The following is an 18,901-nucleotide window of genomic DNA, read 5'->3' as shown; positions in this document are numbered from 1 at the left end:
GGCCCACGGTAGCGATTGACCGTGATGTGTGCGGAAAACGTTTTTCCGCCGTTTAACGCATCTGTCTGATTTCAAACATTTATTAATCTCGCGCACAAACCCGTCACAACCTGTGGCACACTTTCTGCTGTCTGTTCCGCTGTTACATACCTACTTCCGGTATAGCGGAATAAACATCATCCTGGAGTGCTTGCCATGCATCGCCGACCTTCCTTGTTCAAAGCGTGTGTTTTTCTTTTCGCAGCCTCTGCTGCTGCCATGGGCGTGGCCCAGGCAGCGGACAGTAAGCTCGATAGCGTTCTGGCCCGCGGCAAGCTGATCGTGGGGACTGGCAGCACCAATGCGCCTTGGCACTTCCAGGGTGCCGATGGCAAGTTGCAGGGCTTTGATATCGATATCGCGCGCATGGTGGCCAAGGGGTTGTTCAACGACCCGAGCAAGGTCGAGTTCGTGGTGCAGTCCTCGGATGCGCGGATTCCCAACCTGCTGACCGACAAGGTCGACATGAGCTGCCAGTTCATCACTGTGACCGCCAGCCGTGCCCAGCAAGTGGCGTTTACCCTGCCGTACTACCGCGAAGGCGTGGGCCTGCTGTTGCCGGCCAACAGCAAGTACAAGGAAATCGACGACATGCAGGCTGCTGGCGATGGCCTGACCGTGGCGGTGCTGCAAAACGTCTATGCCGAAGAACTGGTGCACCAGGCACTGCCCAAGGCCAAGGTCGATCAGTACGACAGCGTCGACTTGATGTATCAGGCGGTGAACTCGGGACGCGCTGACGCGGCGGCCACCGATCAGTCGTCGGTCAAATACCTGATGGTGCAGAACGCTGGCCGCTATCGCAGCCCGGCCTACGCCTGGAGCCCGCAAACCTACGCCTGTGCGGTCAAGCGCGGCGATCAGGACTGGTTGAACTTCGTCAATACCACGCTGCATGAGGCCATGACTGGCGTTGAGTTCCCGACCTATGCCGCGTCCTTCAAGCAGTGGTTCGGTGTCGATTTGCCTACACCGAAAATCGGTTTCCCTGTCGAATTCCAATGATCCCGTGAGAGCGGGGCGCTGTAATGCGCCCCGCTCAAGGTACTGCCGACCATGAACTATCAGTTGAACTTTGCCGCCGTATGGCGCGATTTCGACACCTTGCTGGCGGGGCTCGGTCTGGGGCTTGAGCTGGCACTGGTGTCGATCGCCATCGGCTGCGTCATCGGCCTGCTGATGGCGTTTGCTTTGTTATCAAAGCATCGCGCGTTGCGGGTGCTGGCATCGGTGTACGTCACGGTGATCCGTAATACGCCGATCCTGGTGTTGATTCTGTTGATCTATTTCGCCTTGCCGAGCTTGGGGATACGTCTGGACAAGATTCCCTCGTTCATCATCACCCTGTCGCTGTATGCCGGGGCGTACTTGACCGAAGTGTTCCGCGGCGGACTGCTGAGCATTCCCAAGGGCCAGCGTGAAGCCGGCCTGGCCATCGGGCTGGGGGAATGGCAGGTCAAGGCCTACGTCACCGTCCCGGTGATGCTGCGCAATGTGTTGCCGGCCTTGTCGAACAACTTCATTTCGCTGTTCAAGGACACCTCGCTGGCGGCCGCCATTGCCGTGCCGGAGCTGACCTACTACGCGCGCAAGATCAATGTCGAGAGCTACCGGGTGATTGAGACCTGGCTGGTGACCACGGCGCTCTATGTGGCGGCCTGTTACCTCATTGCCATGATGCTGCGTTACCTCGAGCAGCGTCTGGCGATCCGCCGATAGGAGGCCCCATGTACGAATCCCCCAGTTGGTTGCATGAGTTGTGGGTCGCGCGCGAGCCCTTGTGGCAAGGCTTTCTCACCAGTGTGCAGGTGTCGGCGCTGGCGATTTTGCTTGGCACGCTGGTCGGTATGTTCGCCGGGCTGGTGCTGACCTACGGCCGGTTCTGGATGCGCGCACCGTTTCGTTTCTATGTCGATGTAATCCGCGGCACGCCGGTGTTCGTGCTGGTGCTGGCCTGCTTCTATATGGCGCCAGCGTTGGGCTGGCAGATCAGCGCATTTCAGGCCGGTGCCTTGGGCTTGACGCTGTTTTGCGGCTCCCACGTCGCCGAGATCGTGCGCGGTGCGTTGCAAGCGTTGCCGCGCGGGCAGATGGAAGCGAGCAAGGCCATTGGCCTGACCTTTTATCAGGCCCTGGGCTACGTGCTGTTACCCCAGGCATTGCGGCAGATCCTGCCGACCTGGGTCAACTCGTCCACCGAGATCGTCAAGGCTTCGACGCTACTGTCGGTGATCGGCGTCGCCGAGTTGCTGCTCAGTTCCCAGCAGATCATCGCGCGGACCTTCATGACCCTGGAGTTTTACCTGTTCGCCGGATTTCTGTTTTTCGTCATCAACTACGGCATCGAGTTACTCGGCCGGCACATTGAAAAGCGGGTGGCCTTGCCATGACACAGACTCAAACCAATGCACAAAACGGCCAACCCTTGCTGGACATTCGCGGCCTGCACAAACGCTATGACCAACTCGAAGTGCTCAAGGGCGTCGACCTGACCATGCAGCGCGGCAACGTGGTGACGCTGATCGGCTCCAGCGGCTCGGGCAAGACCACGCTATTACGCTGTGTCAACATGCTCGAAGAGTTCCAGGGCGGGCAGATCCTGCTCGACGGCGAATCCATCGGTTATGACGAGGTCAACGGCAAACGCATTCGCCACCCGGAAAAGGTTATCGCCCGTCATCGCGCCATGACCGGCATGGCGTTTCAACAGTTCAACCTGTTCCCGCACCTGACTGCCTTGCAGAACGTCACCCTGGGGTTGCTCAAGGTGAAAAAACTGCACAAGGACGAGGCCGTGGCCCTGGCGGAAAAATGGCTGGAGCGGGTCGGATTGCTGGAGCGTCGCGATCACTACCCGGGCCAACTGTCCGGCGGTCAGCAGCAGCGCGTGGCGATTGCCCGCGCGATTGCGATGAACCCCAGCCTGATGCTGTTCGACGAAGTCACCTCGGCGCTCGACCCGGAGTTGGTCAGCGAAGTGCTCAACGTGATCAAGGGCCTGGCCGACGACGGCATGACCATGCTGCTGGTGACCCACGAAATGCGTTTCGCTTTTGAGGTCTCGGACAAGATCGTTTTCATGAACAAGGGGCGCATTGAGGAGCAGGGGCCACCCAAGGAACTCTTCGAGCGCCCGCAATCGCCGCGTCTGGCTGAATTTCTCAAAAGCACGCGGTTTTAAACACTCAAATTTCAATCAGGAGAAACACTCATGAGCATCACTCGTTATGGCACCGGCAGTTCCGCCGCGGGCGGCACGCCTCGTCCTTTCGCCCGCGCCGTTGAAGCCGATGGTTGGCTGCACGTCTCTGGCCAGGTGCCGGCAGTGGATGGCGAGATCATTGTGGGCGGCATCGTCGAACAGACACACCAGACCATGAAGAACCTGATCGCGATTCTCCAGGAGGCCGGTTATGGCCTGGAGGATGTGGTGCGTGCGGGGGTGTGGCTGGAAGATCCACGGGATTTCACCAGTTTCAACAAGGTGTTCGCCGAGTACTTCAAACCTGAACATGCACCGGCGCGGGCCTGTGTGCAGGCGAACATGATGGTCGACTGCAAGGTCGAGATCGACTGCATTGCGTACAAGAAAAAGGCCTGAGACCGCGGTGAGTGCATCGCCAGCAAGCAGGCTCCTACATGGGAACGCGAACATCTGTAGGAGCCGGCTTGCTGGCGATGGCGGCCCGACAGTCGCCGCAGCACTCTGGGGTAAACTCCCGGCGAATTTGAATGGGAACCACTGACATGACCGAAGACACCATCAAGCGCCGGGCACGCGGCCTGGACCGGGCGTTCGATATCCTCGATTTCCTCAAGGAAGTCGGTCAGCCCTTGCGTCCGAACGACATCGCCAACGGCATCGGCAGCCCCAAGTCCACGGTCTACGAACTGGTGGCCTCGCTGCTGGAGCGACGAATCCTGGAGCCGGTGGGCAAGGACGGCCACGTGTACCTGGGCCGGCAGCTGTACTTCCTCGGCCAGGCGCACTTGCGCCATTTCGACCTGACCCGCGAGGCCGATCATGCCCTGCAGGACATCGTCAGCCAGACCCGCGAAACCGCGCAGATGTGCCTGCTCAATGGGCGTAAATACACCGTGGCCTTGATGAAAGAGGGCGAGCGGCATTTCCGTATTTCCTCGGACATCGGCGAGAACGCCCCCATTCCCTGGACCGCGTCCGGGCGTCTGCTGCTGGCGCATTTGAGCGATCAGGACATTGTCGACCTGATCGACCACGACGACTTCATCCTGCCTAACGGCGAACGCCTGCCCCTGGAGCAGTTTCTGCAGGAAATCCGCCAGGCCGGCATCGACGGCTTTTTCTCGTTCGACAGCGTGGCCGACACCTTTACCCATTGCTTCGCCGCCCCGGTCAAAGACCCCAACGGCGTGGCCATATGCACGCTGTGCATCGTCGCCCCGCGCGCCGATGCCAAAACCCATTACGACGACTACCGCCGGGTGCTGATCGACAGTGCGAACAGCCTGGCCCGTCGCATCAACGAATAACAGCGGCTGCCCGCAGCCGCGAATGTGAGGAGTTCAACCATGTCTTCTGCCCCCAATACCGGCAACGTGGATAAGGGCGCTGCCCAGATCGGCGCCAACCTGGCCCGTGACGTCAGCCTGCCGGCCCTTGTGCTGCATCGCGAAGCGCTGGAGCACAACATTCGCTGGATGCAGGCCTTTGTCAGCAACAGCGGCGCGGAACTGGCGCCCCACGGTAAAACCAGCATGACCCCAGCCCTGTTTCGCCGGCAACTGGACGCGGGCGCCTGGGGCATTACGCTGGCCAGCGCCACGCAAACCCGTGCGGCTTACGCCCATGGTGTGCGCCGCGTGTTGATGGCCAACCAATTGGTGGGCACGCCGAACATGGCGTTGATTGCCGACTTGCTGGCCGATCCGACCTTCGACTTCTATTGCATGGTCGATCACCCGGACAACGTGGCCGATCTGGGGGCCTACTTCGCCTCCCGTGGCGTGCGCTTGAACGTGATGATCGAGTACGGCGTGGTTGGTGGGCGATGCGGTTGCCGCAGCGAGCAGGAAGTGCTCGACCTGGCCAAAGCCATCGCCGCGCAACCGGCATTGGCCCTGACCGGCATCGAAGGTTACGAAGGGGTGATCCACGGCGATCACGCCATCAGTGGCATTCGCGCGTTCGCCCAGTCGCTGGTGCGCCTGGCGGTGCAGTTGCAGGACAGTGGAGCGTTTGCGATCCCGAAACCGATCATCACTGCTTCCGGTTCGGCCTGGTACGACCTGATCGCCGAGGAGTTCGAGGCACAGAACGCCGCCGGACGTTTCCTCAGCGTGCTGCGTCCCGGCAGTTATGTGGCCCACGACCATGGCATCTACAAAGAGGCGCAGTGCTGCGTGCTTGACCGTCGCAGCGACTTGCACGAAGGCTTGCGTCCGGCGCTGGAAGTCTGGGCTCACGTGCAGTCGTTGCCCGAGCCGGGGTTTGCCGTGATCGCCCTGGGCAAGCGCGACGTGGCCTACGACGCGGGTCTGCCAGTGCCGTTGCTGCGTTACAAGGCCGGTGTGGTCCCGGCCAAGGGTGATGATGTCGGTGCCTGCAAAGTGACGGCGGTGATGGATCAGCATGCGTTCATGACCGTGGCCCCGGGGATTGATCTGCGGGTGGGCGACATCATTTCGTTCGGCACCTCGCACCCGTGCCTGACGTTCGACAAATGGCGCACGGGGTGTCTGGTGGATGAGCAACTGAACGTCATCGAGACCATGGAAACCTGTTTCTAAGTCCGGAACCGAGGTGCGGCCATCGCGGGCAAGCCTCGCTCCTACGGGGCTTGCGTGATCCCTTGTAGGAGCGAGGCTTGCCCGCGAAGGCGGCCCCCCAGACACCATCGAAACACCAGAGACTCCACACCTATGAGTACCCTAAATCCCCTGGGCCCCAACACCCCGCGCATCGCCCTGATCGGCGAATGCATGATCGAATTGCAGCACCGCGCCGACGGCAGCCTGCAACAATGCTTCGGCGGCGACACCTTGAACACCGCGGTCTATCTGTCCCGGGAACTGGGCACCGCCGGCACCGTGGACTACGTCACCGCCCTGGGCGATGACAGTTTCAGCGATGCCATGTGCCAGAGCTGGGCTGCCGAAAACATCGGCCTGGACATGGTCCAGCGCTTGCCGGGTCGTCTGCCGGGGCTGTACTGCATCCAGACCGACGCCGCCGGTGAGCGACGTTTTCTGTACTGGCGCAATGAAGCGGCAGTGCGCGATTGCTTCACCACGCCGGCCGCCGAACCCATCCTGGCGGCGCTGCCGGATTACGACGTGCTGTATTTCAGCGGCATCACCCTGGCGGTGCTCGGTGTGCAAGGTCGGGAAAAACTGCTGCAGATCCTGATCGAAGCCCGACAGCGCGATGCACGGATCGTCTTCGACAATAACTACCGGCCACGCCTGTGGGCCTCGGTCGAGGACGCGCGGGCCGCTTATCGTTGCGTGCTGCCTTATGTCGACATGGCGTTGCTGACCGTCGATGACGAACAGGCGCTGTTCGATTTTGCCGATTGCGCAGCCGTGTTTGCCGCGTATGAGCAGATCGGCACGCCAGAGGTGGTGCTCAAACGCGGTGCCGAGGCCTGTTTAATTCGTTGTGACGGCGAGTCATTTGACGTGCCAGCGCAGAAGGTCGAGCGTGTGGTGGACACCACGGCGGCGGGGGATTCGTTCAGCGCGGCGTACCTGGCCAGTCGGCTCAAGGGGGGCAGTCCTGTTGAAGCTGCTGAAGCCGGGCATCGATTGGCGAGCCGGGTGATTCAGGTGCCTGGGGCATTGATTCCCAAAACTTGAAATACAACCTCGTGTAGGAGCTGCCGCAGGCTGCGATCTTTTGATCTTGCTCTTAAAAAACAAAATCAAAAGATCGCAGCCTGCGGCAGCTCCTACAGGGGGGATCAATCCCGGAAGAAGACTTGCACCAGGTGATACCCGAACTTGCTTTTGATCGGCCCGTGCACTACCCGCAGCGGTTTCTTGAAGATCACCGCATCGATCGCTCCGACCATTTGCCCCGGACGCACTTCACCCAGATCGCCGCCACGCTTGCCGGACGGGCAGGTGGAGTACTTCTTGGCCAGCACGTCGAAGGCTTCGCCCTTGGCGATGCGTTGTTTGAGCTGCTCGGCTTCTTCCGAGGTTTTCACCAGAATGTGGCGGGCTTGAGCTTTCATGGGGCAGGTACCTGGTAACGGGGGTCAATGCGGGTGACAAAAAGTGCGCGCGCGATTATGCCCGAACTCACTCCGGTTGGCCGATCATCGTGCGAATCTTGTTGGCCAACAGATCAATGGAGAACGGTTTGGCCACCATGTCCATGCCTTCTTCAAGAAAACCCTGACGCTCGGCGGCCATCTGTGCGTACCCGGTCATGAACAGCACTTTCAACTGCGGACGATGCTGGCGGGCGATTTCCGCCAGTTGCCGCCCATTCATGCCCGGCAGGCCGACATCGGTGACCAGCAGATCGACCCGCAGATCGGATTCGAGCAAGGGCAGGGCGGTTTTCGCATCTTCGGCTTCGTGGGCGCGATAGCCCAGCTCCTTGAGCAGGTCCAGTACCAGCATGCGCACCGCCGGATCGTCCTCCACCAGCACCACGGTTTCCCCGGCAATCGCCGGTGGCGCCTCACCGATCACCGGTGGCAGCACATCGACCTGCTCAACGTTGAGCAGGCGTGGCAGGTACAGGCGCACGCTGGTGCCCTGGCCAGGTAGGCTGAACAGGCTAACGTGGCCGCCCGATTGCTGGGCAAAACCATAAATCATCGACAACCCCAGGCCCGTACCCTGGCCGATGGGTTTGGTGGTGAAGAAGGGGTCGAAGGCCTTGGCCAGGACTTTGGGGGTCATGCCGGTGCCGTTGTCACTGACGGCAATCATCAGGTAGTCCCCGGCTTTGACCGGTTCCAGGATATTGATGTCGCTGCCGTCGAGGTACACGTTGGCGGTTTCGATGCGCAGCTCACCGCCATCGGGCATGGCATCCCGGGCGTTGATCACCAGGTTGAGTAGGGCATTCTCCAGTTGGCTGACATCCGTGCTGACCGGCCACACATCCTCTGTCAGTTGCAGCTTGAGTTCGATGTGGTCGCCCTTGGTGCGGCTGAACAGCTCTTCCAGCGAATGGATCAGGTCGTTGGCGTTGAGCGGCTTGCGGTCCAGTGATTGGCGCCTTGAGAACGCCAGCAAGCGGTGGGTCAGGGCGGCGGCGCGGTTGGCCGAGGAGACGGCCGCCTCGGTGAAACGGGAGATTTCCGCGGTGCGGCCGTCAGCGATGTAGCGTTGCATCAGGTCCAGGCTGCCGATGATCCCGGTGAGCATGTTGTTGAAGTCATGGGCGATACCGCCGGTGAGCTGGCCGACCGCTTCCATTTTCTGCGCATGGCGCAAGGCGTCTTCGGCGCGCTCACGCTCGAACATCTCGTTTTGCAGGCGCTGGTTGGTTTCCGCCAACTGCTGGGTGCGGGCGGCGACCCGTTCTTCCAGGGTTTCGTTGAGGTTGCGCAGGGCTTCTTCGGTTTTCTTGCGCTCGGTTTCGTCGATCACGAAGATGTAAAAGCCGTTCACTGCGCCGTCCGAACCGTGGCGCGGCAAGTAGTTCATCAGGGCTTGGCGGATACTTCCGTCACGGTGTGGGGTGCTGATACTGAAACAGCAGGGCTTGCCCGACAGCGCCTGGGCAATGTACTCGGCGCGCAAGGCGTAGGCCTCATCGCCCAAAACCTCACGCACGGTCTTGCCGTAAAGCTCCTGCGGTGTCAGGCCATACCAGTCCAGGTACGCGGAATTGTTCAGGCGAAAACGTTCCTCGCGGTCGACGTAGCTGATCAGGATCGGCATGGCGTTGATGATCAACTGCAACTCGGTCTGGCTCTGGCGCAGCGCCTGCTCGGTGTTTTTGCGTTCGGTCAGGTCCAGGGCGGCGCCGAGGAAGCGGATCGGCCTGCCATGATGATCCTTGTAGCAACGCCCGCGAGCAAACACCCAGCGCAGCTGACCGTCGGGTTGCAACAGGCGATATTCCTCGGCGTATTCGCTGCCTTGGGTGATGCAGTGCTTGATGCTGCGGGCAATCAGTGCGCGATCTTCCGGGTGCACGCCATGCAGGTACTCGCTGATGGGCAGTTGGCCGGCCATGGCCGGATCGATGCCATGCAATTGGGCGAAATGCGCATCGGCAAGAAAGCGGTCCTCACTGATGTCCCAGTCCCAAGTCCCTACCGCATCGGTGGCGGCGAGGGCCAGTTGCAGGCGTTCCTCGGTTTCCTGCTGCGCCTTGAGGCTGGCGGCCGAGCGTTGTTCCAGTTCGAGTGCGATGCGTCGGCGCTCGTTGGTTTCGATGGCCGTGACCAGGATGCCGGCGACTTCGGCGTTTTCGTCGCGGATGGGGCTGTACGTAAGGTCCAGCCAGAAGTCGGAATCCTTGCCGTCGCGTTGCAGGGTGAAGCGCTGCTCGCTGTAGGTCCGCACTTGACCGTGTAGGACCGCGCTGTAAATCGGGTCGGTAAAGTCTTTGAGTTCTGGCCAGACCTGGTGTGTTGGCTGTCCGAAAGCGTGCGGATGCTTGCTGCCGGCCAGCAGGGCGAAGCCGTCGTTATAGATTTGCGTCAGTTGCGGGCCCCAGAGCAACAGCATCGGCATCGGCGAGTGAATCACGATGTCTACCGCGGTTCGTAGGCTCTGCGGCCAGGTGATGGCATCGCCCAAGGGACTGTTCGCCCAGTCCAGTCGGGCAATCAAGGCCTGGGCATCACTGCCGGTAGGTGATGCGTTCATCAAGGTGTCCTGCACATAAGTCGGTGTGGCGGTCTCTACTATGCTTGCTCAGCGCTCACTGCGCAGACCCTGCTGGGGTCATTTTCTGTCAATTGAAGGCTTCGCAGGTGCTTTTTGCCATGGAAATCGATGCGTTATTAAAACGCCTGGCCTGCCAGGATGGCTCTGATCTGTATCTGTCCCCCGGTGCGCCACCCAGCGCACGGTTCGACGGCGTGCTCACACCCCTGTCAGACCACGTGTTCAAACCGAGGGACATCGCGGCGATTGCCGGGTCCATCATGGACGCCGAACAGCGCCTGGAGTTCGACCGTGAACTGGAAATGAACCTGGCGATTTCCCTGGCGGGGATCGGTCGCTTTCGGGTCAATATCTTTAAACAGCGTAACGACGTGTCGATGGTGGTGCGCAACGTCAAGCTCGACATCCCGCGCTTCGAGGACCTCAAATTGCCCGCGGTGCTGCTGGAAACCGTCATGCTCAAACAGGGATTGCTGCTGTTCGTTGGCGCTACAGACTCGGGCAAGTCGACCTCGCTCGCGGCGTTGATCGACTACCGCAATCGTCACAGCCAGGGCCACATTGTCACGATCGAAGACCCGATCGAGTACATCCACCGGCACAAGAAATCGATCATCAACCAGCGTGAAGTCGGCGTCGATACCCGCAGTTTCCATGCCGCCTTGAAAAACACCCTGCGCCAGGCACCCGATGTGGTGCTGATCGGCGAAATCCGCGACCGCGAAACCATGGAGCATGCGCTGGCCTTCGCCGACACCGGGCATCTGGTGATCTCCACGTTGCATGCGCACAACGCCAATCAGGCGCTCGACCGCATCCTCAACTTCTTCCCCGAGGAGCGTCGGGGGCAATTGCTCAACGATCTGAGCAATAACCTCAAGGCGTTCGTTTCCCAGCGCCTGGTACGGACCCGTGACGGTCAGCGCCGGGTGGCTGTGGAGTTGATGCTGGGGACGCCGACCATTGGTGATTTGATCCGGCGCAACGAGCTATCTGAACTCAAGGGGGTGATGGAGAAGTCAGCGGCGCTGGGGATGCAGACGTTCGATGGAGCGTTGTTCGAGTTGGTGGTGGAGGGCGCGATCACGGAGGACGAGGCGTTGAAGCATGCCGATTCGATGAACAACTTGCGGTTACGGCTCAAACTTCACGCCGACGTCGCGCCGGGTGACTGGGGTCTGATGGACTGATACATCCGCCCTTGTAGGAGCCGAGCTTGCTCGCGATGGCGGTGGTTCAGTGGGTATCAATGTTGACTGATACACCGCCATCGCGAGCAAGCTCGGCTCCTACAGGTGACCTGTGTTTTCAGTCTTGCAGTTCGGGGCGGTTGCGGAATTGCTCCAGCGCCTGGGGATTGGCCAGCGCATCGGTATTCTTCACCGTTTGCCCATGCACCACATTGCGCACCGCCAATTCGACGATCTTGCCGCTGATGGTCCGGGGAATATCCGTCACCGCGACAATCTTTGCCGGCACATGGCGTGGTGTGGTGTTGGCGCGAATGACCTCGCGAATCTGCTGTTGCAGCGCCTCATCCAGTGTCACGCCATCGTGCAAACGCACGAACAGTACCACTCGCACATCGTCCTGCCATTGCTGACCGATGGCCACGCAGTCGAGCACCTGCGGGACTTTTTCCACCTGCCGGTAGATCTCCGCCGTGCCGATGCGCACACCACCGGGATTGAGCACCGCATCGGAACGACCGTGGATCATCATGCCGCCATGGGGCAGCTCTTCGGCGTAATCTCCCTGGGCCCAGACGCCAGGAAACTGGCTGAAATACGAGGCGCGCAACTTTTCACCGTCTGGGTCGTGCCAGAGACCGATGGGCATCGCCGGGAAATGCCGGATGCAGACCAGTTCACCCTTTTGGCCGATCACTGGTTGGCCGTTGTCGTTCCACACCTCGACCGCCATGCCCAGGCTTTTGCCCTGAATTTCACCACGGCGCACCGCTTGCCACGGATTGCCATTGACGAAGCAGGAGACGATATCGGTACCGCCCGACATCGACGCCAGGCACACATCCGCCTTGAAGTCGCGGTAAACGTAATCGTAGCTTTGAGGTGACAGCGCCGAACCCGTGCAGAGCAGGGTTTTCAGGCTACTCAGGTCATGGCTGTTCCTTGGTTTTACCCCATTGCTTTGCAACGTTGCCAGGTACTTGGGGCTGGTGCCGAAGACGCTGATACGTTCGTCGTCGATCAGGTCGATCAAGCGCTGCGGTTCCGGATGGAATGGCGAGCCGTCATACAGCACGACGGAACTGCCGACCGCCAGGGCCGAGACCAGCCAGTTCCACATCATCCAGCCGCAGGTGGTGTAGTAGAACAGCCGTTCGCCGGGGCCAAGGTCGCCGTGCAGGCCATGTTCCTTGACGTGTTGCAGCAGCACGCCGCCGGTGCTGTGGATGATGCACTTGGGCACGCCAGTGGTGCCGCTGGAGTAGAGGATATACAGCGGATGGGCGAAGGGCACGGCAACGAAGTCCGGCTCGCCGCCGGGAAGGTAGAAGTCGTCCCAGAGCGTGACATTGGCCTGGGTATTAAAGTCCTCGATGTGGGCTTTGGGCCGTGCGTAAGGCACGACGACTAGCTGTTGCAGCGACGGCAGGCGCGCGAGGATCTCGTTGACCTTGAGGGTCTGGTCAATGTCCTTACCGGCGTAGCGGTACCCGGCACAGCTAATCAGCACTTTCGGTTCGATCTGGCCGAAACGGTCGATCACCCCTTGAGTACCGAAGTCGGGCGAAGAGCAGGACCAGATCGCCCCCAGGCTGGTGGTGGCGAGCATGGCCACCAGGGTTTGCCAAGTGTTGGGCATGCAGGCAGCGACCCGGTCGCCGAGGCCAACACCGGCGGCGATCAAGCCGTTTTGAAAACCGGCAACATGCTCCGCCAACTCCGCCCAGGTCAAATGTTCGCGCTGGCCGTTTTCAGCCACGGCAATCACCGCAACGGCATCGTCGCGGCGCTGCAACAAGTGCTCGGCGAAGTTCAGTGTTGCGCCGGGGAACCACTGGGCGCTGGGCATCTGCGGGCCTTCGACCAGCACCGCATCGGGTTGCTGATGGAAGCGGATGTCGAAGAAATCAACGATCGCCTGCCAGAAATCCTGACGCTGATCGATGGACCATTGATGCAGGGCAGGGTAGTCGTCGAGGTGCAGGTGATGCCGCTTGATGACGAAGCGCCGAAAGGCCTCCATGCGGGTCTTGGCGATGCGTTCGGGGCTGGGTTGCCAGAGTATTTCGGACATGAGTTCGCCTCTTATTATTAATTCATTCAGTCGGCTTTCTGTGGTGAGGGGATTTATCCCCGTTGGGTTGCGAAGCAGCCCCCAAAAATGGGACTGCTGCGCAGTCCAACGGGGATAAATCCCCTCGCCACAGATAAATCCATTCATCACCGGACTCTTGGTTGATTATTGCGCCAACCACCCGCCATCCACATTCCACGCCGCGCCCCGCACTTGGCTACCGGCTTCGCTGCACAAAAACAACACCAGCTCACCCAGTTGCGGCGGGGTCACGAATTCCAGTGACGGTTGCTTCTCAGCGAGCAAATCATGCTGTGCCTGTTGCGGATCGATTCCGGTGGCGGCGCGGTCGTCGATCTGCTTTTGCACCAGCGGTGTCAGCACCCAGCCCGGACAAATCGCGTTGCAGGTGATATTGCTGGTGGCAGTTTCCAGGGCGACGACCTTGGTCAAGCCGATCACGCCGTGTTTGGCCGCGACATAAGCCGCCTTGCCGGTCGAACCGACCAGGCCATGCACCGAGGCGATGTTAATCACCCGACCCCAGCCCTTGGCGCGCATGCCGGGCAGGCTCAGGCGGGTACTGTGAAACACCGACGACAGGTTGATGGCAATGATCGAATCCCAACGCTCCACCGGGAACTCGTCCACCGGCGCCACGTGCTGGATGCCGGCATTGTTGACCAGAATGTCGACACCGCCGAATTCACGCTCGGCGTAGGCAATCATCTCGGCGATCTGCGCCGGGTCGCTGACGTCGGCAGGGTGATGGCCGACCTTGCCGCCGTACTGCGCAACCTCTGCAATAACCTTGGAGGCATCACCGAAGCCATTGAGGATCAAATTCGCGCCAGCCTTGGCCAGGCTCAGGGCGATGCCCAGGCCGATGCCGCTGGTGGAGCCGGTAACCAGTGCGGTTTTACCCGAAAGAGTCGTCATCAATACCTCACACAATGCCAGTGGCGTAGAAAGTGCCGATTACCACGAAGACCGCCAGGGTCTTGATCAGCGTAATACAGAATATGTCTTTGTAAGCTTCGCGGTGGGTCAGGCCGGTGACGGCAAGCAAGGTAATCACCGCGCCGTTGTGCGGCAGGGTGTCCATGCCGCCACTGGCCATCGCTGCCACGCGGTGCAGCACTTCCAGCGGAATGTTGGCAGCGTGAGCGGCACTGATGAACTGCTCGGACATCGCCGCCAGGGCGATGCTCATGCCGCCCGAGGCGGAACCGGTGATGCCCGCCAGCAAGGTCACGGTAATCGCTTCGTTGACCAGCGGGTTGGGAATGCTTTTGAGCCAGTCGGCCAGGACCAGGAAGCCTGGCAGCGAGGCGATCACCGCACCGAAGCCGTATTCCGACGCGGTGTTCATGGCCGCCAACAAGGCACCGCTGACCGCACTTTTACTGCCCTCGGCCAGTTTGCTGCGGATGGCCTGGAAGCCGAATGCCAGCACCATGAGGATGCCGACCAGCAGCGCCGCCTGAACCGCCCAGATCGCCGTGAGTTTGGCGATTTCGGTGGTGACCGGCGCGGCCATGCCCGGCAGGGCCAGGCTGTGAGTCTTGCCGTACCACTGGGGAATCCATTGGGTGAACAGCAAGTTCATGATGCCCACGGCCAGCAACGGCGAAAGGGCGATCCAAGGGTTGGGCAGCTTGATATCGGCGGCGGTTTCCGGCTCGTTGCGCAGATCGCTGCCATAACCTTCACCGGCGTGCTGGGCCTTGTTGCGTTGGCGCTGGAGAAACAGCATGCCGGCGCAGAACACGAAGATCGTGCCGATCACACCCAGCCAGGGCGCGGCCCACGCAGTGGTGTTGAAGAAGGTGCTGGGGATGATGTTCTGGATCTGTGGGGTGCCGGGCAAGGCGTCCATGGTGAACGAGAACGCGCCCAGGGCGATGGTCGCCGGGATCAGGCGCTTGGGGATGTTGCTCTGGCGGAACATCTCGGCGGCAAACGGATACACCGCGAACACCACCACGAACAACGACACGCCGCCATAGGTGAGCAAGGCGCAGACCAGCACGATCACCAGCATCGCCTGGCGGGTGCCGAGTAGGCGAATGGCCGCTGCGACGATGGAGCGGGAGAAACCCGATAGCTCGATCAGCTTGCCGAACACGGCGCCAAGCAGGAACACCGGGAAGTACAGCTTGATGAAACCGACCATTTTCTCCATGAACACGCCGGTGAAGGCGGGCGCGACGGCAGAAGGGTCGGTGAGCAGGACAGCGCCGAGGGCGGCGATGGGGGCAAAGAGGATAACGCTATAGCCGCGGTAGGCAGCCAGCATCAGCAGCGCGAGGGCTGCCAAGGCAATGATCACACTCATGGTGTGTCTCCCGGGATTGTTATTTTTGTATAGGTGAAAACTTGTAGGAAGGGGCTATAGCGAGTTTTGTGCCAAGCCTGTAACTATTTGAAATATAACGATTTAATTTATATTTCAGGGGTTATTAGGAGAGTTATGTCTCTTTTATGAGATTTTTTGCGGGCGAAAAGATCGCAGCCTGCGGCAGCTCCTACAGGGGGATGCATGTATCCGGTGTAGCAGCTGCCGCAGGCTGCGATCTTTTGATCTTGAATTAATTATCTACAAATAGAGAAATGTATCTCTTTATGGAGACTCGGCAATCCCCAACGCCACCATTTTCTTGTACAACGTCGAACGCCCCAGCCCCAACCGCGTCGCTGCCTCGATCACCTTGCCCTCGCATTGCGCCAAGGCGGTTTCGATCAATTGCCGGTCAAAGCGTTCCCGCGCCGCACTGAACGTCTCGTGTTCCACCGGTTCCACGACCAACGGAGCCACGCGTTCAACGGGGGTGAAAGTCCCGATCGCGCCACGGATATCCGCGACCGACAGCCGCAAATCATCGCTGAGCAACGCTGCCCGCTCCAATACGTTACGCAATTCGCGAATGTTTCCTGGCCAGGCGTGTTGGCCCAGCAATGCCAGCGCTTCGCTGTTCAGTTCGTGCTGGCTGCGCAGCTCTTCAAGGATCGCCTCACTGAGGGCGGGCAGGTCGTCGAGGCGATCGCGCAGCGGCGGTACGTGGATCGGCAGGACGTTGAGGCGGTAATACAGGTCGGCGCGAAACTCGCCGCGCTTGATCGCTGCTTCCAGGTCGGTGGAGGTCGCGGCGATCACCCGCACATCGCTTTGAATCACCTCGTTGGAACCCACCGGCTCGAACTCCTTTTCCTGCAGCACCCGCAACAATTTGCTTTGCAGCGGCAGCGGCATGTCGCCGATTTCATCGAGAAACAGCGTGCCGCCCTGGGCAATTTGCAATTTGCCAGCGCGGCCCTTGCGGTCGGCACCGGTAAAAGCGCCTGGGGCGGTGCCAAAAAATTCGGCTTCCAGCAGTGATTCGGGGATCGCCGCGCTGTTGATGCTGACAAACGCCTTGTGCGCACGCGGCGAGACATTGTGGATCGCCTGTGCCAGCAGTTCCTTGCCGGTGCCGGTTTCGCCGAGCAATAACACCGGCGATTCGGTACTGGCACTGCGGCGGGCACGTCGTTTGACTTCCAGGCTGGCGGCACTGGTGCCGATAAAGTGCGCGAAGTTGTACTTGGTCTGCCGCGCCCGCAACAACGAACGGGTTGAAGCCAACTCTTCCTGCATGCTCATGTAGCGTTTGAGCATCGGCGACAGGCTGCGCAGTTCATCGAACAAGGCAAAGCCGATGGCACCGATCACGTCCCCTGCATCGTCGTGAATCGGCAGGCGCATGACCACCAGCGGTTCTTTGGGGGTGTCTTGCATGTCGAGCAGAATGGGCCGACCGGTGCGCACCACTTCACGTAACAGGCTGCCGGGGATCACGCTTTCACAGGCCTTGCCGATGGCGCCTTCGGCCGATTCCAGGCCAAATCGCCGCGCGTAACGCTCGTTCATCCAGACGATATTGGCATCGCGGTCGACGATGACCGTGCCTTCACTCGACTGCTCGATGATCTCGAACAGTGAGCGGATCGCCAGCAGGCGAACGCGCTGGTAGTCCTTGAGGCTTTCGGTGGTGTTCATGAGCACTGATCCTGATTTTTGCGTTACCTGTTCCGGCCCTTCGCGGGCAAGCCTCGCTCCTACGGATTCTCTAATTGCCGTAGGAGCGAGGCTTGCCCGCGAAGGCCGCGCCGCGGTCTAAAAATTATGCCTGCCCCACATGCGCCGCCGCCAACAGCTCCTTGGTGTATGGGTGCTGCGGTGAGTCGAACACGTCGTGACTGGCACCGCTTTCAACCACTTTGCCGTCCTTGATCACGATCATGTCATGGGCCAACGCGCGAACCACTGACAGGTCATGGCTGATGAACAGATAGGTCAGGCCATGTTTTTCCTGAAGCTGGCGAAGCAGGGCGACCACTTGCTTTTGCACAGTGCGGTCCAGCGCCGAGGTGGGTTCGTCCAGCAAGATCAACGCCGGTTTGAGCACCAGTGCCCGGGCAATGGCGATGCGCTGACGCTGGCCGCCGGAGAATTCGTGGGGATAGCGATGGCGGCTTTGCGGGTCGAGGCCGACTTCTTGCAGCGCGCGAATCACCTCGGCGTTGCATTGCTCGGCGTTCAACTGGCTGTGCACTTCCAAGCCTTCGCAGATGATTTGCTCCACGGACATTCGCGGGCTCAAGCTACCAAACGGGTCCTGGAACACCACCTGCATCTGCTTGCGCCAAGGCCGCAACTGTTTCTGTGTCAGGCCATCCAGCGCCTCGCCCTGAAAGCGGATACCACCCTCGGAGTCGAGCAGGCGCAGGATCGCCTGGCCGAGGGTGGACTTGCCTGAACCGGACTCACCGACAATGCCCAGCGTCTTGCCGCGTTGAACGTTGAGGCTGATGCCGTCCACGGCGTTCAGATAAGTCTTGCGCTGAAACAATCCGCCTCCGACGGCAAACTGCACCCGCAGATCGTTTACTTCGAGCACGTTTTCCCGCTGGTCGCGAGGCAACGCTTCGCCTTCCGGTTCGGCATTGAGCAGCAAGCGGCTGTACGGGTGTTTCGGTTCGGTGAAAATGGTTTCGCAGGTCGCCTGCTCGACGATTTCCCCGGCCTTCATCACGCAGACGCGCTGGGCGATGCTGCGCACCAGGTTGAGGTCGTGGCTGATCAGCAGCAGTGACATGCCCAGCCGCTGTTGCAGCGACTTGAGCAACAGCAGGATCTTGCGTTGTACGGTGACATCCAGTGCGGTGGTGGGCTCGTCGGCAATCAGCAACTCCGGCTCGCAGGCCAGGGCCATGGCGATCATCACCCGCTGGCGTTGGCCACCGGACAATTGGTGGGGGTAAGCCTTGAGTCGTTCCTTGGGTTTCTGGATGCCTACCAGCTGCAGCAATTCAAGAATCCGCGCCTGCGCCGCTTTACCCGCCATGCCTTTATGGACCAGCAAGGTTTCGCCGATTTGCTTTTCGATGCTGTGCAATGGATTGAGGGAGGTCATGGGCTCCTGGAAAATCATGGCGATGCGGTTGCCGCGCAATTGACGCAAGCGCTTGGTATCGGCACCGACGAGCTCCTGGCCGCGATAACGGATGCTGCCGGTGGTTTCAGTACCGACTTCGGGCAGCAGTTGCAGGACCGAATGGGCGGTCACCGATTTACCCGAGCCCGATTCGCCCACCAAGGCCAGGCATTCGCCGGGGCGGATGTCCAGGCACAGATTGCGCACCACGGTCTGGCCGCTGAAGGCCACGCTGAGGTCACGGATTTCGATCAGGTTACTCATGTCGGCCGTCCGCA

The 18,901-nt window shown here is 60.5% G+C and carries 16 protein-coding genes; 9 read left to right on the top strand and 7 right to left on the bottom strand.

Annotated features, from left to right (window positions below; translation table 11 throughout):
• Positions 1–195: 195 nt before the first annotated feature.
• The 8 genes from ABTV22_RS15750 to ABTV22_RS15715 all read left to right on the top strand — a co-directional run bounded on the left by ABTV22_RS15750 (position 196) and on the right by ABTV22_RS15715 (position 6,876).
• Positions 196–1,044 carry a transporter substrate-binding domain-containing protein gene (locus ABTV22_RS15750; RefSeq protein ID WP_433735430.1) on the top strand — a complete coding sequence of 283 codons (849 nt, stop codon included), beginning with the start codon at positions 196–198 and terminating at the stop codon, positions 1,042–1,044.
• A 51-nt stretch (positions 1,045–1,095) separates the two neighbouring features.
• A complete protein-coding gene (locus ABTV22_RS15745) occupies positions 1,096–1,758 on the top strand; it encodes an amino acid ABC transporter permease (RefSeq protein WP_007941741.1) in 663 nt (220 codons plus the stop codon).
• A gap of 8 nt (positions 1,759–1,766) precedes the next feature.
• Positions 1,767–2,429, top strand: coding sequence for an amino acid ABC transporter permease (locus ABTV22_RS15740; RefSeq protein WP_433735429.1), 663 nt, complete (start codon positions 1,767–1,769; stop codon positions 2,427–2,429).
• Positions 2,426–3,220, top strand: a complete 795-nt coding sequence (locus ABTV22_RS15735) for an amino acid ABC transporter ATP-binding protein (RefSeq protein WP_433735428.1) — start codon at positions 2,426–2,428, stop codon at positions 3,218–3,220. Before ABTV22_RS15740 ends, ABTV22_RS15735 begins: the two co-directional genes overlap by 4 nt.
• Before the next feature lie 30 nt (positions 3,221–3,250).
• Positions 3,251–3,640, top strand: a complete 390-nt coding sequence (locus ABTV22_RS15730; protein ID WP_433735427.1) for a RidA family protein — start codon at positions 3,251–3,253, stop codon at positions 3,638–3,640.
• A 146-nt stretch (positions 3,641–3,786) separates the two neighbouring features.
• Positions 3,787–4,551 (top strand): IclR family transcriptional regulator, encoded by a 765-nt coding sequence (locus tag ABTV22_RS15725; RefSeq protein WP_433735426.1) that lies wholly within the window; start codon positions 3,787–3,789, stop codon positions 4,549–4,551.
• 39 nt (positions 4,552–4,590) lie between these two features.
• Positions 4,591–5,808, top strand: coding sequence for an amino acid deaminase (locus ABTV22_RS15720; RefSeq protein ID WP_433735425.1), 1,218 nt, complete (start codon positions 4,591–4,593; stop codon positions 5,806–5,808).
• A gap of 132 nt (positions 5,809–5,940) precedes the next feature.
• Positions 5,941–6,876 (top strand): sugar kinase, encoded by a 936-nt coding sequence (locus ABTV22_RS15715; protein ID WP_433735424.1) that lies wholly within the window; start codon positions 5,941–5,943, stop codon positions 6,874–6,876.
• Between the two features lie 104 nt (positions 6,877–6,980).
• Here ABTV22_RS15715 and ABTV22_RS15710 read toward each other — a convergent pair whose 3' ends face one another.
• Entirely contained in the window at positions 6,981–7,256 is a 276-nt protein-coding gene (locus ABTV22_RS15710; RefSeq protein ID WP_368558263.1) for a peptidylprolyl isomerase, read from the bottom strand.
• Between the two features lie 67 nt (positions 7,257–7,323).
• Positions 7,324–9,861, bottom strand: a complete 2,538-nt coding sequence (locus ABTV22_RS15705; protein WP_433735423.1) for a PAS domain S-box protein — start codon at positions 9,859–9,861, stop codon at positions 7,324–7,326.
• Positions 9,862–9,980: 119 nt separating this feature from the next.
• Here ABTV22_RS15705 and ABTV22_RS15700 point away from each other — a divergent pair, with 119 nt between their 5' ends.
• The gene (locus ABTV22_RS15700) at positions 9,981–11,072 is read left to right on the top strand and encodes a PilT/PilU family type 4a pilus ATPase (protein WP_433735422.1); all 1,092 of its coding nucleotides are present in this window, start codon (positions 9,981–9,983) and stop codon (positions 11,070–11,072) included.
• 118 nt (positions 11,073–11,190) lie between these two features.
• On the opposite strand, the gene ABTV22_RS15695 is transcribed toward ABTV22_RS15700, so the two are convergent.
• The 5 genes from ABTV22_RS15695 to ABTV22_RS15675 form a co-directional block, all read right to left on the bottom strand.
• The gene (locus tag ABTV22_RS15695) at positions 11,191–13,146 is read right to left on the bottom strand and encodes an acetoacetate--CoA ligase (protein WP_433735421.1); all 1,956 of its coding nucleotides are present in this window, start codon (positions 13,144–13,146) and stop codon (positions 11,191–11,193) included.
• A gap of 165 nt (positions 13,147–13,311) precedes the next feature.
• Positions 13,312–14,085, bottom strand: a complete 774-nt coding sequence (gene hbdH, locus ABTV22_RS15690; RefSeq protein WP_433735420.1) for a 3-hydroxybutyrate dehydrogenase — start codon at positions 14,083–14,085, stop codon at positions 13,312–13,314.
• Positions 14,086–14,092: 7 nt separating this feature from the next.
• Complete coding sequence (locus ABTV22_RS15685) at positions 14,093–15,484, bottom strand: GntP family permease (RefSeq protein ID WP_433735419.1); 1,392 nt, start codon at positions 15,482–15,484, stop codon at positions 14,093–14,095.
• A gap of 285 nt (positions 15,485–15,769) precedes the next feature.
• Entirely contained in the window at positions 15,770–17,185 is a 1,416-nt protein-coding gene (locus ABTV22_RS15680) for a sigma-54 interaction domain-containing protein (RefSeq protein WP_433735418.1), read from the bottom strand.
• A gap of 124 nt (positions 17,186–17,309) precedes the next feature.
• The gene (locus tag ABTV22_RS15675; protein ID WP_433735417.1) at positions 17,310–18,887 is read right to left on the bottom strand and encodes an ABC transporter ATP-binding protein; all 1,578 of its coding nucleotides are present in this window, start codon (positions 18,885–18,887) and stop codon (positions 17,310–17,312) included.
• Positions 18,888–18,901: the final 14 nt, after the last annotated feature.

Source organism: Pseudomonas putida (assembly GCF_050990305.1).
GTDB classification, from domain to species: Bacteria; Pseudomonadota; Gammaproteobacteria; order Pseudomonadales; family Pseudomonadaceae; genus Aquipseudomonas; species Aquipseudomonas putida_AH.
Note: the sequence above shows the minus strand (reverse complement) of the source record. Positions and strands in the feature narration are given on the sequence as shown.

Bases quoted from the DNA above. Each gene is read 5' to 3' on its own strand.
- ABTV22_RS15715 (WP_433735424.1), top strand. From the start codon at position 5,941: ATGAGTACCCTAAATCCCCTGGGCCCCAACACCCCGCGCATCGCCCTG.
- ABTV22_RS15745 (WP_007941741.1), top strand. From the start codon at position 1,096: ATGAACTATCAGTTGAACTTTGCCGCCGTATGGCGCGATTTCGACACC.
- ABTV22_RS15705 (WP_433735423.1), bottom strand. From the start codon at position 9,861: ATGAACGCATCACCTACCGGCAGTGATGCCCAGGCCTTGATTGCCCGA.
- ABTV22_RS15750 (WP_433735430.1), top strand. From the start codon at position 196: ATGCATCGCCGACCTTCCTTGTTCAAAGCGTGTGTTTTTCTTTTCGCA.
- ABTV22_RS15695 (WP_433735421.1), bottom strand. From the start codon at position 13,146: ATGTCCGAAATACTCTGGCAACCCAGCCCCGAACGCATCGCCAAGACC.
- ABTV22_RS15685 (WP_433735419.1), bottom strand. From the start codon at position 15,484: ATGAGTGTGATCATTGCCTTGGCAGCCCTCGCGCTGCTGATGCTGGCT.
- ABTV22_RS15725 (WP_433735426.1), top strand. From the start codon at position 3,787: ATGACCGAAGACACCATCAAGCGCCGGGCACGCGGCCTGGACCGGGCG.
- ABTV22_RS15740 (WP_433735429.1), top strand. From the start codon at position 1,767: ATGTACGAATCCCCCAGTTGGTTGCATGAGTTGTGGGTCGCGCGCGAG.
- ABTV22_RS15700 (WP_433735422.1), top strand. From the start codon at position 9,981: ATGGAAATCGATGCGTTATTAAAACGCCTGGCCTGCCAGGATGGCTCT.
- ABTV22_RS15730 (WP_433735427.1), top strand. From the start codon at position 3,251: ATGAGCATCACTCGTTATGGCACCGGCAGTTCCGCCGCGGGCGGCACG.
- hbdH (WP_433735420.1), bottom strand. From the start codon at position 14,085: ATGACGACTCTTTCGGGTAAAACCGCACTGGTTACCGGCTCCACCAGC.
- ABTV22_RS15720 (WP_433735425.1), top strand. From the start codon at position 4,591: ATGTCTTCTGCCCCCAATACCGGCAACGTGGATAAGGGCGCTGCCCAG.
- ABTV22_RS15680 (WP_433735418.1), bottom strand. From the start codon at position 17,185: ATGAACACCACCGAAAGCCTCAAGGACTACCAGCGCGTTCGCCTGCTG.
- ABTV22_RS15710 (WP_368558263.1), bottom strand. From the start codon at position 7,256: ATGAAAGCTCAAGCCCGCCACATTCTGGTGAAAACCTCGGAAGAAGCC.
- ABTV22_RS15675 (WP_433735417.1), bottom strand. From the start codon at position 18,887: ATGAGTAACCTGATCGAAATCCGTGACCTCAGCGTGGCCTTCAGCGGC.
- ABTV22_RS15735 (WP_433735428.1), top strand. From the start codon at position 2,426: ATGACACAGACTCAAACCAATGCACAAAACGGCCAACCCTTGCTGGAC.